General features: G+C 44.1%; 19 protein-coding genes. 6 read left to right on the top strand and 13 right to left on the bottom strand.

The genetic code is table 11. The annotated features are described in order from the left end of the window. Positions 1 to 3: 3 nt before the first annotated feature. From panC to ACO0KW_RS05005, 9 genes are all read right to left on the bottom strand, one after another. Positions 4 to 843, bottom strand: coding sequence for a pantoate--beta-alanine ligase (gene panC / locus ACO0KW_RS04965; RefSeq protein ID WP_423051210.1), 840 nt, complete (start codon positions 841 to 843; stop codon positions 4 to 6). Between the two features lie 43 nt (positions 844 to 886). Continuing rightward, positions 887 to 1,741: a segregation and condensation protein A gene (locus ACO0KW_RS04970; protein WP_423051212.1), complete on the bottom strand. Its 855-nt coding sequence runs from the start codon at positions 1,739 to 1,741 to the stop codon at positions 887 to 889. A gap of 52 nt (positions 1,742 to 1,793) precedes the next feature. Next, positions 1,794 to 2,003 (bottom strand): DUF3460 family protein, encoded by a 210-nt coding sequence (locus ACO0KW_RS04975; protein ID WP_423051214.1) that lies wholly within the window; start codon positions 2,001 to 2,003, stop codon positions 1,794 to 1,796. 221 nt (positions 2,004 to 2,224) lie between these two features. Next, positions 2,225 to 2,782, bottom strand: a complete 558-nt coding sequence (locus ACO0KW_RS04980; protein ID WP_423051216.1) for a TIGR00730 family Rossman fold protein — start codon at positions 2,780 to 2,782, stop codon at positions 2,225 to 2,227. A gap of 9 nt (positions 2,783 to 2,791) precedes the next feature. Further along, a complete protein-coding gene (locus ACO0KW_RS04985; RefSeq protein WP_423051218.1) occupies positions 2,792 to 3,466 on the bottom strand; it encodes a TetR/AcrR family transcriptional regulator in 675 nt (224 codons plus the stop codon). 129 nt (positions 3,467 to 3,595) lie between these two features. Then, positions 3,596 to 4,123: an RDD family protein gene (locus tag ACO0KW_RS04990; RefSeq protein WP_423051975.1), complete on the bottom strand. Its 528-nt coding sequence runs from the start codon at positions 4,121 to 4,123 to the stop codon at positions 3,596 to 3,598. A 13-nt stretch (positions 4,124 to 4,136) separates the two neighbouring features. Next, a complete protein-coding gene (locus tag ACO0KW_RS04995) occupies positions 4,137 to 4,748 on the bottom strand; it encodes a DUF3106 domain-containing protein (RefSeq protein ID WP_423051220.1) in 612 nt (203 codons plus the stop codon). Positions 4,749 to 4,816: 68 nt separating this feature from the next. After that, the gene (locus tag ACO0KW_RS05000) at positions 4,817 to 5,248 is read right to left on the bottom strand and encodes a DUF3619 family protein (RefSeq protein ID WP_423051222.1); all 432 of its coding nucleotides are present in this window, start codon (positions 5,246 to 5,248) and stop codon (positions 4,817 to 4,819) included. Next, a complete protein-coding gene (locus ACO0KW_RS05005; protein WP_423051224.1) occupies positions 5,245 to 5,814 on the bottom strand; it encodes an RNA polymerase sigma factor in 570 nt (189 codons plus the stop codon). Before ACO0KW_RS05005 ends, ACO0KW_RS05000 begins: the two co-directional genes overlap by 4 nt. 637 nt (positions 5,815 to 6,451) lie before the next feature. On the opposite strand from ACO0KW_RS05005, the gene ACO0KW_RS05010 reads away from it, so the two are divergent. From ACO0KW_RS05010 to ilvC, 3 genes are all read left to right on the top strand, one after another. Then, the gene (locus ACO0KW_RS05010) at positions 6,452 to 8,227 is read left to right on the top strand and encodes an acetolactate synthase 3 catalytic subunit (protein WP_423051226.1); all 1,776 of its coding nucleotides are present in this window, start codon (positions 6,452 to 6,454) and stop codon (positions 8,225 to 8,227) included. After that, positions 8,227 to 8,718, top strand: coding sequence for an acetolactate synthase small subunit (ilvN, locus tag ACO0KW_RS05015; protein WP_186889435.1), 492 nt, complete (start codon positions 8,227 to 8,229; stop codon positions 8,716 to 8,718). Before ACO0KW_RS05010 ends, ilvN begins: the two co-directional genes overlap by 1 nt. Before the next feature lie 172 nt (positions 8,719 to 8,890). Beyond that, entirely contained in the window at positions 8,891 to 9,907 is a 1,017-nt protein-coding gene (ilvC, locus tag ACO0KW_RS05020; protein ID WP_423051228.1) for a ketol-acid reductoisomerase, read from the top strand. 69 nt (positions 9,908 to 9,976) lie between these two features. On the opposite strand, the gene ACO0KW_RS05025 is transcribed toward ilvC, so the two are convergent. Further along, a complete protein-coding gene (locus ACO0KW_RS05025) occupies positions 9,977 to 10,831 on the bottom strand; it encodes an AAA family ATPase (RefSeq protein WP_423051230.1) in 855 nt (284 codons plus the stop codon). A 276-nt stretch (positions 10,832 to 11,107) separates the two neighbouring features. Here ACO0KW_RS05025 and ACO0KW_RS05030 point away from each other — a divergent pair, with 276 nt between their 5' ends. Continuing rightward, positions 11,108 to 11,428 carry a c-type cytochrome gene (locus ACO0KW_RS05030; protein WP_423051232.1) on the top strand — a complete coding sequence of 107 codons (321 nt, stop codon included), beginning with the start codon at positions 11,108 to 11,110 and terminating at the stop codon, positions 11,426 to 11,428. Positions 11,429 to 11,440: 12 nt separating this feature from the next. Further along, positions 11,441 to 11,785 (top strand): c-type cytochrome, encoded by a 345-nt coding sequence (locus ACO0KW_RS05035; protein ID WP_423051234.1) that lies wholly within the window; start codon positions 11,441 to 11,443, stop codon positions 11,783 to 11,785. Between the two features lie 81 nt (positions 11,786 to 11,866). Here ACO0KW_RS05035 and ACO0KW_RS05040 read toward each other — a convergent pair whose 3' ends face one another. Further along, entirely contained in the window at positions 11,867 to 12,298 is a 432-nt protein-coding gene (locus ACO0KW_RS05040) for a DUF1841 family protein (RefSeq protein ID WP_423051236.1), read from the bottom strand. A gap of 154 nt (positions 12,299 to 12,452) precedes the next feature. Between ACO0KW_RS05040 and ACO0KW_RS05045 the strand changes: the two genes are divergently transcribed. Next, a complete protein-coding gene (locus tag ACO0KW_RS05045) occupies positions 12,453 to 13,037 on the top strand; it encodes a malonic semialdehyde reductase (RefSeq protein ID WP_423051977.1) in 585 nt (194 codons plus the stop codon). A gap of 41 nt (positions 13,038 to 13,078) precedes the next feature. Here ACO0KW_RS05045 and nth read toward each other — a convergent pair whose 3' ends face one another. Then, positions 13,079 to 13,726 carry an endonuclease III gene (nth, locus tag ACO0KW_RS05050; RefSeq protein WP_423051238.1) on the bottom strand — a complete coding sequence of 216 codons (648 nt, stop codon included), beginning with the start codon at positions 13,724 to 13,726 and terminating at the stop codon, positions 13,079 to 13,081. 23 nt (positions 13,727 to 13,749) lie between these two features. Next, entirely contained in the window at positions 13,750 to 14,454 is a 705-nt protein-coding gene (gene rsxB / locus ACO0KW_RS05055; RefSeq protein ID WP_423051240.1) for an electron transport complex subunit RsxB, read from the bottom strand. Positions 14,455 to 14,483: the final 29 nt, after the last annotated feature.

Consider the following 14,483-nt stretch of genomic DNA (forward strand, 5'->3'; position numbering starts at 1 on the left):
GACTTAGATTTCTAAGTTGTCGATCAAGCGGGTATTGCCAAGTTTTGCTGCACTTAGTACCACTAATGCTTCTTTGTTCGCCAGATCCTCTGCACTTGGTGCTTGCAAATTAGATTGCTTACGGATTGCTACGTAATCCGGTTTCCAAGCGCGTTGTGCCAGTTCTTGCATCGCCTGCTGCTCAATTGCGATTAGATTATTTGCACCGCCGCGTACTTGTTCTGCCACTTGATTGAGTATTTTATAGAGCGTTGGCGCTTCTTCGCGTTCGCTGCTGCTCAGATATCCATTGCGAGACGACAACGCAAGACCATCCTCTGCGCGCCATGTTTCGGCAGCAATAATTTCGGTTGGCAGCGCAAATTGTTTCGCCATATTGCGAATAATCATTAATTGTTGATAATCTTTCTTGCCGAATACCGCAACCTTAGGTTGTACACAGGAAAAAAGTTTTAATACAACTGTGCTAACGCCATTGAAAAAGCCTGGACGAAATTCACCTTCGAGAATGTCGCCTAAGTCATTAGGTGGTTGTACACGGTATTCTTGTGGTTCCGGATAGAGATCTTTTTCGCTCGGTGCAAATAAAACATACACTCCTTCTTTCTCAAGCTTTTCAATATCAGCCTGAAAAGTTCTAGGGTATTTTTCAAAATCTTCATTTGGCCCAAATTGCAGGCGATTGACGAAAATTGAAGCGACGACAGGATCTCCATGTCTACGCGCCAAGCGCATCAGCGATAAATGACCTTCATGCAGGTTTCCCATTGTAGGAACAAAAGCTGTTCGTAATTGTCCACGTAATTGATCGCGTAGCTCTTCAATGGAGGAAATAATTTTCATGTGATTAAGGTCTGGATATGAAGTAAGACAGTGAGGGAAAAGATCACACTGGGGCGTAGGCCAACCTGACGTAAATGGGGGCGTAAGCTTCCGCTTGGGTGATTTCGATTAGGGTTTCTTTCGCCAACTCGAGTAAGGCGACAAAATTAACAACCAGAACTGGAGTGCCACGACTTGGGTCGAACAGGTCAGCAAATTCGACAAATTTATTGGATTGTAGTCGACGCAAAATACTACTCATGTGTTCGCGTACCGATAATTCTTCGCGACTGATCTTATGATGCGCCACCAATTTTGCTCGGCCTAATACATCGGCCCAAGCTTGCTGTAAGTCGGCGACTCTTACTTCTGGCCAGTGCAAAATCGTATTTTGCTCGATAAATACCTGTGCATGCAAGAAATCACGGCCTAACTGAGGGATGGAGTTCAAATCATAGGCTGCCAATTTCATTTGCTCATATTCAAGCAAACGGCGCACCAATGCCGCGCGCGGATCGTCAGCTTCTTCGCCTTCGTGCACCTTATTGCTTGGGACCAGCATACGAGATTTGATTTCGATTAGCATTGCTGCCATAAGCAGATATTCAGCGGCCAATTCAAGATTGTGTTTGCGAATTTGATCCACATAAAGCAAGTATTGTTGTGTTACCTGCGCCATGGGTATGTCAAGAATATTGAAATTCTGTTTGCGAATCAAATAAAGTAACAAATCCAACGGTCCCTCAAATGCTTCGAGGAATATTTCCAGTGCATCAGGTGGAATGTAGAGGTCGTTGGGCAGCTTGAACAAAGGCTCGCCATAGAGCTTTGCGAAAGCCAAGCCGTCCACGACATCGGGTGTGCTATCAGTTGCACCGATGAGAGGTAATTCTGTCGTGGATAAATTTTGTGTGGGCATGCGCGGAAGCTTTCGTTGCTAACGATTTTTATGTGGTTAGCTACGACCGTGCTTAATTTTTATTTTGATAGACGTAAGGCTGCTGTTCCACGCGCGCTTCTGCGGTGCGGCGCTGTGTATCAAGGTCAATTGGTGCTTTGTCCCAGAGTAATGCGCGACCATCACGTTGGCCTTGTTCTAATTGTGGATTTGTTGATTTTAAGCCGTTGAGAAATTGCGTGGCTTCAGATTGATAGAGAGAAAATTGTTTGGAAAATTTCATGGGTTTTCAATCGAAAGGTAAAAGTCGGTGACTGCTTTAACATTTTCATGAAAGTTTCAGTCGAAGCCCGCATTTTACCTCGTAAATGTTTGCTTTCCTGTGATTCGAGCGCTTATTCCTGGAAAATAATGTGTCTGGAATGCGAATCTTTAGGTGAAATCAAAATCGCTGATCGGCTATTGACATCTAGTTTGATTTTTTTTGCAACGTTTCAATTAAATTCAAGCCTTAATCGCATCCTCAAAATGTTGCATACGATTCAGTAGAAGTGAAGGATCGGTTTCCTTGATCAGTAAAGCATTATGTTCTGGTTTTAAAAAACCAGAAAAAACGGCATGCTCTAAAAAACGAAGCAGGTGATCGTAGAAGCCGTTAACATTTAACAAGCCTAACGGTTTGTGATGGAAACCAAGTTGCAACCAAGTGAACATCTCAAATAATTCTTCTAGTGTGCCAATTCCACCAGGCAAAGCGATAAAACCATCTGACAATTCAGCCATCAAAGCTTTGCGCTCATGCATATTCGCAACGACATGCAATTTATCTAAATTGCGATGTCCGACTTCTCGATCCATTAATGCTTGAGGAATCACGCCTGTCACATGACCGCCCAGTCGCAAACATTCGTCCGCAATAATTTTCATTAATCCTACATCACCACCGCCATAGATTAATTCAAGATTTTGCTCAGTTAATTGCTTCGCGAGTGCCAACGCCGCTTGATGAAATGCAGGAGAATTACCACTAGCCGATCCACAGTACACGCAAATTGATTTCATGAGGATAATTTAGGCCTCTCGTTTAATTTTCATGAGATAGTCATGAGAGAGTTTCTCAAAAACTTCTTTAGTGTGTCCACGTAGATAAGGGCTGATTTGTACGATGACTTGATAGCAGCCACGCGCTAGTGACTCCGACATCGTTTGTAACTCTGTATATTTACGCGGATTGCGCACATATTCGTACGATAACCAGTAAGTCGCGACGACGACCATGTTGGTTGCTAACGCCTCCACCGTAATGTCATCCGCTTCAAATTCACCATCGGCACGCAGGCCAAGGCATAACTCTGTCGCGACTTTAATTTTGTGGTTGAGAATTTGTTTGAAAGTGAGTTCAAGTTTACGATTGCGTGTCAACAAATCGTTGAGGTCACGGTAAAAAAAGCGATAACGCCAAATTAATTCAAACGTTAAATGTAAATAGGTCCAAATGTCTTGAATATTGGCTTTCCTACCTTCAGGGAAAGCAAGCTTTTTATTAATTTCCTCTTCAAACTGTAGGAACAAAGAATTGACGATATCTTCTTTATTTCGGAAGTGATAATACAGGTTGCCGGGAGAGATACTCATTTCTTCAGCAATAATCGTCGTCGTAATATTGGGTTCGCCAAAGTCATTAAATAACTTTAGAGATAGGTCTAATATGCGGTCGCGCGTTCGTCTTGGTGTTTTGGTTTGCATGTTGAATGCCTATTGATTTTGTCTCATCGCAAGTAGCGATCGTTTGGCAATAGAATATCATCGAATCAAGCAATACCCCAAATTTACAGGTGTAAAAATGTGATTAAACGAAATCAAATTTGATTTCGTTTAATTTCTCTCAGTTGGTTTGGGTATTTCAATTAGACGTGTTTTCGCTAATTTGTCGTGCAAAAATTGACCGTCTTTGATAAATACGGCTGTCGCTGCCCAGCCGCAAAAACCAAGTGCGACTGGGATGGCGAGTTGTCCATTCTTTAGTCCAAATTGGTAAGCGATAATGAACCCGGGCAAAAACCACATCCAAGCGAGGCAATAACGTACTACCGCTTTGATGAGAGGTACTCGTTGGTAATCATCATTCACTAACTTGATTCGCCAAGTTTGCATTGCCAAAGTCTGTCCGCTACGTCGCCAGAAAAAAATAAAATAGCTACCAATGACGAAAAAGAGGAATATTTCTCTAGCGAGGCGCATGGTGAGCGCACTCTTGCTTTGAGTGCTGACGTCGAAGATAAAACTGGCAAAAAATATGACGCCAAAAACCAATGCCGCTTCGTAAATCATCATGCATACGAGACGGCGTTTTAAACTTGGAGTAGGGTAATGTAGAGCGGAATTATTCTGTGTCACTTGCACTATTTTCTTCAAATTACTTCATGCTAGCTTGCGATGCGCTGCTGCTTGCTGGATTAACGGATGGCGGACCTTTTTTCAACGGTGCTAACGCTGGAGTCGTGCGTTTAGATTCTGGTTGAATTGTGGTGATCGTTTTTTTTACTTTCGCTTCATTCGCCAATTTCTGCTTTTCCGATTCGCTCAATTGCTGATACTGCTGCCATTGCGCTGATTTTTGCTCAGGAGATTTTTTGCTAGTATTCGCGAAATTTTCACGGACAGCCATACGCTGTTCAGGTGTCATTTTGCCCCAAGTCTCGACCCGCTCCTGAACTCTTTGTTGCTCCTCAGGCTTCATGCCGGTGTATTTATTGGCGACGCCCAGCCATTTTTTTTGACGCAGCGCATCCATTTGATCCCACTCTTTGGCGAGTGGGGCAAGGGCGGTTTTTTGTTCCACACTCAATTGTGCCCATGTCGTTTTGCCTGAAACAGCGTTTGTGCTATTTACTTTTTGAGCAGATTTTAAGACAGGACTTAATTTTGCAGCGGATGGGACGGGGTTATTTTCATTACTCTCAGCGACGGGTGCCGATGACGGTGTGGCTTGAGTTGGCGATTGAAACGCAAAGGCACTATTGGTCATATTAATGACCAATAGTGTTGCGATTACTTGAAGATTTAAAGCGAACGATGAATTCTTAATGCGCACTCTTATTCCTCTGTTTTCGCAGGTGGTGTTTCTTTATTTAAATAAGCATTGAATCCGCTGTCGAGATAAGCATCAGGTGGCAATTCATCGACAAGCACAGCAGCATCAATTTCTGCCAAATCATTAATTTGTTGCTCTTGTTCGTATTCATAAAGGCCATAAAGGCCAGCCAGCAAGACAAGCAAAGCTAATGCAAACCATGATTTATTGAACCAGGTCTTTTGAGAAAAGGAAACACCATTGCTACCAGCCAAGACTCCGCCAAAAGCCAAGGCACGGCTAGGTTCCGCTTCCTTTTTGCGCGATAAGGCTAATTGACGCGCGGTCGCCAAACGTTCCAATGTTGCTTCTGGAAGTTTTTCGCTTGATTCGGTCATCGCACGCCGCACTTTATAAGCGAAGTCGATTTCCTCTTTTTCTTTTGCGTAAGTCATAAATGTATCCCTATTGCTTTAAGTGACGCTGCCAGTGCGTGAGTAGCTCTTGAACAATGCGTTTTCACGCTCCCCTCTGAACAACCCATGGCGGTTGCAGTCTCAGCAACATCCATGTCTTCCCAGTAACGCATGAGGAAGGCTTCTCGTTGACGTGTAGGTAGTTTTTTTATCGCATCGTCAATAATATTTAAAACTTGTTCTCTTTCTAATTTTTGTTCGGTCGATTCTGCCGCTTCACTGCCTTCTTCGGCGGAGTGTACTTCTAATATATCAAAATTATCGTCGTCTTGATTATTCGTTGTAATATTTGAAAACAAGCTCACCCAATTATTGCGAACTTTTTCTCGTCGGAAAAAATCTAAAATCGTGTTTTGTAGAATTCTTTGAAAAAGCAGAGGCAGTTCATCAGCCGGTTTGTCACCATATTTTTCTGATAACTTGATCATGGCATCTTGTACAATATCTAACGCAGATTCTTCGTTACGCACCATGTAGACTGCGTGTTTGAATGCGCGGCGTTCTACGCCTTCTAGAAAGTTGGATAATTCTTTAGTGGTTGCCATGCGGGGGATGGTGCCTTGGAAAACGTAAAATTTCTAAAATGTTAGAAAAAGCGAAATGCAAGCGTAAGTCCCTTAACGATCAAGTCGTGAAATTGGTTTACATCTTTTGCACATTTTCGGTGCGATGCAATTTGTGCAGACGTACCAAAAGTGCGCACATGCTAGCAAAAAAGCCTGTTGATGTCCTCATATTTCATGAAAATCTTCGCTTATTTGTCTGATAAATACGCGATAAGCATTTGAATTTGCGGATTTCTTTGAGTTTTTTATTGTTGAGCGCTAAATATACTTGACCAAATTGTTGCATCGCAGTAGTCTAGAGGCTCGCTCCAAAATCTCGGAGTACCAACACTTGTTTGATCTGGCTCACAATGCCTCTGTCAGCAAGTCACTATCAGTAAATTGTTAGTAGCAGTTTGTTCTAACCCATGCCACAAGCGTGAGAAGTTCGTCATTTCTTAGCCTTAACCCTGACCGCACGAGTCGCCATTAAGCTTTGCCTGGAATATTGTCCAACGGATAGTAGAAGGGGAAAGTGACCGCACAAAAAGGAACGTCAGCTGACCGCTTTTGAAATTTGAATTTCGTCAGGAAAGAACATCCGATCAATCTCCAATGGACCTTGAAAGGAAATAAAATGAGTTCAGAACGACCGTCCGATCGTCAATCGGAACGCGGTACTGAGAGAAAATCAGACCGCAACACTGAGTACACAGGCGCAGAAATTCTCGTTAAGTGTCTCGCAGAAGAGGGCGTTGAGCATGTATTCGGTTATCCAGGTGGTGCCGTCCTTTATATTTACGACGCGATTTTCAATCAAAGTAAATTCCAACATATCTTAGTCCGTCACGAGCAAGCCGCGATTCATGCTGCGGATGCGTATTCACGTTCGTCGAATAAAGTCGGTGTCGCTTTAGTGACTTCGGGCCCTGGCGTAACGAATGCTGTGACAGGGTTGGCAACAGCCTATATGGATTCCATTCCGATGATTGTCATTTCCGGACAAGTGCCTAGCCATGCGATTGGCGAAGATGCATTCCAAGAATGTGACACCGTCGGCATTACTCGTCCTTGCGTAAAGCACAATTTTTTAGTGAAAGATGTGCGTGATTTGGCCGATACCGTGAAGAAGGCCTTCTTCATCGCGACCACCGGGCGTCCTGGTCCAGTATTGATTGATATTCCGAAAGATATCAGCAATCACAAAACCACTTATCACTATCCAAAAGAAATTGAAATGCGTTCTTATCGCCCTGTCGATAAAGGTCACGCAGGACAAATTCGTAAAGCAGTTCAATTGCTGCTGCAAGCAGAGCGTCCTATGATCTACACCGGTGGTGGTGTGATCTTGGCGAATGCAGCGCCGGAACTGAATAAATTAGTTGATCAATTGGGCTTTCCAGTTACCAATACTTTGATGGGTCTCGGTGGCTATCGCGCCACTGATGATAAGTTCGTTGGTATGCCAGGGATGCATGGTACTTACGAAGCCAATATGGCGATGCAACACTGCGATGTGTTGATTGCCATCGGTGCCCGTTTTGATGACCGAGTGATCGGTAATCCTAAACATTTCGCTTCCCATCCTCGTAAAATCATTCACGTGGATATCGATCCTTCGTCGATTTCTAAACGCGTTAAGGTCGATATTCCTATTGTCGGTAACGTCAAAGACGTTTTGGTTGAAATGCTCTCGCAGTTGGCTGCATCAGACGCAAAACCAAATGCCCAACCCTTGGCCGACTGGTGGAAGCAGATTAATAAGTGGCGCGAACAAGATTGTCTCGGCTATACAGATTCTTCTGAGATTATCAAGCCACAATCGATTATTCAAAAAGTGTGTGAGATCACTAAGGGTGATGCATTTGTGACGTCTGACGTCGGTCAGCATCAAATGTGGGCAGCGCAATATTACAAATTTAATCAACCACGTCGCTGGATTAATTCTGGTGGCTTGGGCACCATGGGCGTAGGATTACCGTACGCAATGGGTGTGCAGATGGCGAATCCAGATGCCACTGTCGCCTGTATCACTGGTGAAGCGTCAATTCAGATGTGTATTCAAGAACTTGCCACATGTAAGCAGTACCATCTGACGCCAAAAATTATTTTGCTGAATAATCGTGCGCTTGGCATGGTACGTCAATGGCAGCAAATTGATTATGCTGGTCGCTATTCTGAATCCTATATGGACTCTTTGCCAGACTTTACCAAGTTGGTTGAGGCTTATGGGCATGTCGGCATGAAAATCGAAAATCCTGCCGATGTGGACGGTGCTTTGCAAGAGGCATTTGCTATGAAAGACAAGCTAGTCTTCATGAATTTCATTACAGATCAAGACGAGAAGGTTTGGCCTATGGTGAAAGCCGGTAAAGGTCTGACTGAAATGTTGCTTGGTTCGGAGGATTTGTAATGCGACACATTATTTCCGTATTGCTCGAAAACGAAGCGGGCGCATTATCACGTGTAGTTGGTTTATTCTCTGCACGTGGTTATAACATCGAAACTTTGACGGTTGCGCCTACCGAAGACGCAACATTGTCACGCATGACGATTGTCACCACTGGTTCTGATGATGTGATTGAACAGATCACTAAACATCTGAATCGCCTAATTGAAGTGGTCAAAGTTGTCGACTTAACTGAAGGTGCGCATATTGAACGTGAGCTTATGCTCATTAAGGTGCGAGCCGTTGGTAAGGAGCGTGAAGAGATGAAACGTACCGCGGATATCTTCCGTGGACGCATCATCGACGTCACAGAAAAAAGCTACACCATAGAATTGACCGGTAATAAGGGGAAACTCGATGCCTTCATCGATTCCATCGAACGTACCGCAATTCTAGAAACAGTTCGTACCGGTGGTTCTGGTATCGGCCGTGGTGAACGCATACTCAAAGTGTAATCAGATTTAGCAGAAGAAGTAAAACCGCGAAGGCGCAGAGGATACAGAGAATTGAAAAATTCTTCCTCCGTGCTCTCGGTGTCTCTGCGGTCTAGGTTATCGCTTGTTGCATGATTAGTGAATCAGACAAGCATTTTCAATTTCGAATTATTTAAATTTATAGGACATCAAAATGAAAGTTTTTTACGATAAAGATTGCGACCTCTCTTTGATCAAAGGCAAAAAAGTTGCCATCATCGGTTACGGTTCACAAGGTCATGCACACGCCTTAAACATGAGTGAATCTGGTTGTCAGATCACGGTTGCATTGCGCAAAGGCGGCGCGTCTTGGGATAAAGCAAAAAATGCTGGTTTGACAGTCGCTGAAGTCAATGATGCGGTAAAAGAAGCTGATGTCATCATGATCTTGTTACCTGATGAAAATATCGCTCAGGTCTATAACGAGAACGTCGCACCGCACGCAAAACAAGGCGCTGTATTGGCGTTCGCGCATGGTTTCAACGTTCATTACGGTCAAGTCGTTCCACGTGCAGACATGGACGTGATCATGATCGCGCCAAAAGCGCCAGGTCACACTGTACGTGCAACATACACTCAAGGTGGCGGTGTGCCACATTTGATCGCTGTATATCAAGATAAATCTGGTTCTGCACGTGATATCGCTTTGTCTTATGCGATGGCTAATGGCGGCGGTCGTGCAGGTATCATCGAAACCAACTTCCGTGAAGAAACTGAAACCGATTTGTTCGGTGAGCAAGCCGTCTTGTGCGGTGGCGCAGTGGAACTGATCAAAGCTGGTTTTGAAACTTTGGTGGAAGGCGGCTACGCGCCAGAGATGGCTTACTTCGAATGCTTGCACGAGCTGAAATTGATCGTCGATTTGATCTATGAAGGCGGTATCGCTAACATGAATTACTCGATTTCTAACAATGCGGAATATGGTGAATATGTCACAGGTCCGCGTATCGTAACAGATGATACAAAACAAGCGATGCGTCAATGTTTGAAAGATATTCAGACTGGCGAATACGCAAAGAGTTTCATCTTGGAAAACAAAGCTGGCGCGCCAACGTTGATTTCACGTCGTCGTTTGAATTCTGAGCATCAGATTGAGCAAGTCGGCGCAAAATTGCGTGCGATGATGCCTTGGATCGCGAAGAACAAAATGGTTGATCAATCGAAAAATTAATTTGTTTTATTAAGTGTCAATGTAAGAAAGCCGTCGAAATGACGGCTTTTTTAATTAAAGCTTGTGATACTAGCGATGATTGCGCGACATCATCATTAGTCGTTCAAATAGATGCACATCTTGTTCATTCTTTAAAAGCGCTCCATGCAGTGGTGGGACGACATGTTTGTTTTCTTTTGAAAGTAAAGCTTCTGCAGGAATATCTTCTGCCAGTAATAATTTTAGCCAATCGATCAATTCAGACGTTGATGGTTTCTTTTTCAGGCCATTGACTTCGCGCAATTGATAGAAAGCTTCTAGTGCATTCGCTAACAAGTCGACCTTTAGATTTGGGAAATGTACATTAACAATCGCCTGCATAGTCTCTTTATCAGGGAATTTAATGTAATGGAAGAAGCAACGACGCAAGAAAGCGTCTGGCAATTCTTTTTCATTGTTTGATGTGATGATCACCAATGGCCGATGTTTAGTCCGCACCATTTCTCGTGTTTCATACACATAAAATTCCATGCGATCCAGCTCACGTAATAGATCATTCGGGAATTCGATGTCAGCTTTGTCTATTTCGTCGATTAGCAAAACGACGGGTTCATCTGCATTGAATGCTTGCCATAAAACGCCTTTGACGATGTAGTTATGGATGTCTTTGACGCGCTCATCGCCCAACTGGGAGTCACGTAGGCGTGAAACGGCGTCGTACTCATACAAGCCTTGTTGCGCCTTGGTAGTCGATTTAATGTGCCATTGCAGTAGCGGCATATTTAATGCTGCAGCAACTTCTTCGGCTAACATAGTTTTGCCTGTGCCAGGCTCGCCTTTAATCAATAGAGGTCGTTGTAAAGTGAGCGCTGCATTGACAGCGAGTTTTAAGTCATCGGTAGCGACGTAATTGTCCGCACCGTCAAAACGTAGAGGATTTTTCATGAAGGTCAATTGGTGTTGTAGCATTTAGAAAGATCGAGCCGTGAGTATAAACAAAAAAACTCATCGCGAAGTTGTGCTTGCTTGTTCTGGTAGTAAGCCTCGAAACACGAAAATTGTAGAATTGTGTTTGCATATGACTTATGAAAACTCTTTAACAATCGCAATTTGTGTCTGAAAAGCACATGAAATTTGCGCAAAATTAATGGTTATCGGCTAAAATGCTGACTTCGATCAAATCGCTGTTTTGATTTTCCTGATTATTTTCTCTCAGCTAATATGAAAAAATTATTTGCTCTACTCGCTTTGGCGAGCGTCGCACAGGTTGCTGTGTCGGCTGAAGTTGTTGGTAACGCGAAAGCCGCAGAAAACAAAGTGGCAATGTGCATTGGTTGCCACGCAATCCCAGGTTATAAGGCGACTTTCCCTGAAGTGTATCAAGTACCGATGATTGGTGGCCAATCTGCAAAATACATTGAAAGTGCATTGAAAGCCTATCGCAAAGGTGATCGTAAGCATCCATCGATGCGCGGTATTGCAGGTAGCTTGAGCGATCAAGATATCGCTGACTTGGCTGCATACTACTCACAACAAAAATAAGCTGGGGAAATTATGAAAAAAATCGCTTTCGCCGTAGTGGCTTTGTTTATATCTGCCGGCGCTTTTGCTGGTGCTAACGTAGAGGCCGGTAAGGCTGCTGCTGCTAAGTTTAACTGCGCGTCATGCCACGGTGCTAATTTTAATGAGCCTATTGATCCAAGTTATCCAAAGTTAGCGGGCCAACATAAAGATTATTTGGTTCAAGCCTTAAAATCCTATCAACGTGGTGCCGTAGGTACTTCTGGACGCAGTAACGCAATCATGGAGGCGCAAGCCAAGGCGTTAAGTAATGCGGATATCGAAAACATTGCGGCGTACTTAAATAGCTTGCAAGGTAGTTTGATCCTGAAGAAGTAATTCTTCGGCATTTCGCTCGAAAAAAAGCCACGTTCTTACGTGGCTTTTTTATTGCTTTTTTTTGAATGCTGGCAGTTGCATTTATTTTCCGGCTCTGCGCATCAATGCGGATAAATACGCTTCGCCATCTGGCGCTGCGCCATTTCGCTGTGAATTCCAGATCATTTCGCCCAAACAATCCATCATTTCGTGATGGGCTTCATGGATGGAATTTTTCTTGTGCGCTAACACTTCATAAGCAATGCGAACCCCTTGCGGTTGATTGATTGTCACTTGTTCTGCGATCGTCAAATGCATGGACAAGTGTAGAAAAGGATTGGTTTTGCCCGAATCCACGCTGTAATTTCTTTGTAATGCTGCCTCGACATCGCGAAAATCATCGGCATATTCAGGATGTTGAGAAATCCAATCGGCAGCGATGGTTTCTAATGGCGTGAGAATTTCTTTGGCGTGGTATTTGCGGAAAGTCTCGCAAAAAAAACGACGGACATCGTCTTGACTGGGATTGAACATGCTTTGTTTGATCTGATCTATATTGAATTTCAGTATTTTACTGGGAATTTGATGTAGGCGTTGTCTTCGTCTTGTTGTAACGGGGCGTTGCCCACTGAAGGGAAATCTATTTTCGGTTATGATCGCGACTTCGTTAATTGAAAGTGATCTCACCATGTTGAATCAAGAATCGTTGGATCTATTATTTTCTTCCGCACGCACACACAATGTTTGGCTGGATAAGCCAGTGAGTGATGAACAAATCCATGCAATTTATGATGCCATGAAATGGGCGCCTACTTCCGCTAATTCATGCCCGGCACGTTTTGTATTCGTAAAATCTGCGGAGCAAAAAGAGAAATTGGTAAACTGCATGTCGCCAGGAAACGCTGAAAAAACTCGTCAAGCACCAGTGACAGTAATTATCGGTATGGATTTGGCGTTCTATGAAAAATTGATCAAATTATTCCCTCATGCGCCGGATGCTCGCTCTTGGTTCGAAGGAAATCAGGCGAATATTGAAGCAACTGCCTTCAGAAATTCTAGCTTGCAAGGTGCGTACTTGATGATAGCTGCACGTGCATTGGGTTTGGATTGTGGTCCGATGTCAGGCTTTGATGCGGACAAAATCAATGCTGCGTTTTTTGCTGACACACCTGTGAAAGTCAATTTTGTTTGCAGTATTGGTTACGGTGACGCAGAAAAATTATTCCCTCGTTCGCCACGTTTGGACTTTGATGAGGCTTGCCAAATCGTTTGACTCCACAAAATACTGGTGCAAGTCGTAGTGAAAGAGCGCTCTTACACATTGTCTGGTAAGGGCGTTTTTTGTTTGAATTCGCATAAGTCAGCGATCATGCAATTCCAACATTTGGGTGTACGGGCAATGCAAGTGTAGCGACCGTGCAGAATTAGCCAGTGATGCGCATCGAGCTTGAAATCATTCGGTACAAACTTCAATAATTTTTCTTCGACGATATCAACGTTTTTTCCTGGCGCAATGCCAGTGCGATTTGAAACTCGGAAAATATGGGTGTCGACTGCGATAGTTGGTTCACCAAATGCGGTGTTGAGGACTACATTTGCAGTTTTTCTGCCGACACCAGGTAACGCTTCTAAAGCTTCGCGCGTGCGTGGTACTTCACCCTTGTGTTGCTCTAATATGATGCGGCAAGTCTCAATCGTGTTTTTTGCTTTGGTGCGAAATAAACCTATCGTTTGAATATAAGGAATCAGCCCGTCGACGCCTAAATCAAAAATCTTTTGCGGTGTATTGGCGACGGGGTAGAGGCGTTTTGTCGCTTTGTTGACAGAGACATCAGTTGCTTGGGCTGATAGCAACACTGCGATTAATAGTTCAAACGGCGTCGTGTATTCGAGTTCCGTCGTCGGATGTGGATTTTGTGCTCGTAAGCGAGTAAAGATTTCTAAGCGTTTGTTGGCATTCATGAGAATTAAGCAATCTTTATCAATTAATTGGCTTGCACTTCTTTTTTTGCGGTGGCGCGCAGGATGGCATTGGCGATGACTTCTTTCTTGCGCTCTTTTTCGTCTAGCTCGGCTTGAGTTTCTGCAGTTTCAAGTGACACGAGTTTAAGTTTTTCATGTGCTTTTGCTAGTAAGCGCTTTTCGTTTTCTTGCTTTTCCCGTATCAAGCGCTGTTCTCTTTGTTGATAGCGCTGCCTGGCTCCGTCGGCTTGTTCTTGTGACCAAGCTTGCCAACCAGTCGACATGCTTGCAGTTGGAATCATGGTGATGCAGTCGACAGGGCAGGGTGCCACACATAAATCGCAGCCAGTACATAGTTCTGGAATCACCGTATGCATGTGTTTGTTTGCGCCCATGATGGCATCGACTGGGCAGGCTTGTATGCAAAGTGTGCAGCCTATGCAGGCAGCTTCTTCAATAAAGGCGACGGTACGAGGCTTTTCCGCGCCATTGGCCGAATTCAATGGAATCCTTGTTTTGCCTAATAGCTTTGCGAGTCTGTTGATGCCTTCTTGCCCGCCCGGCGGACATTGATTGTAGTTGGCACTGCCATCAGCAATCGCATGGGCGTATGCTTGGCAAGCGGGGTATCCACATTTGGTGCATTGCGTTTGTGGCAATAAATTATTGATTTGATCAGCGAGAGTGAGAGCCACGGCTTTGTGTTCTTTAAGCGAGAAAGGCTGCATTATCCGCGCAAAGGCGAGGCCGGACAATA

Source organism: Undibacterium sp. Ji22W (assembly GCF_049340305.1).
Taxonomy (GTDB): domain Bacteria; phylum Pseudomonadota; class Gammaproteobacteria; order Burkholderiales; family Burkholderiaceae_D; genus Undibacterium.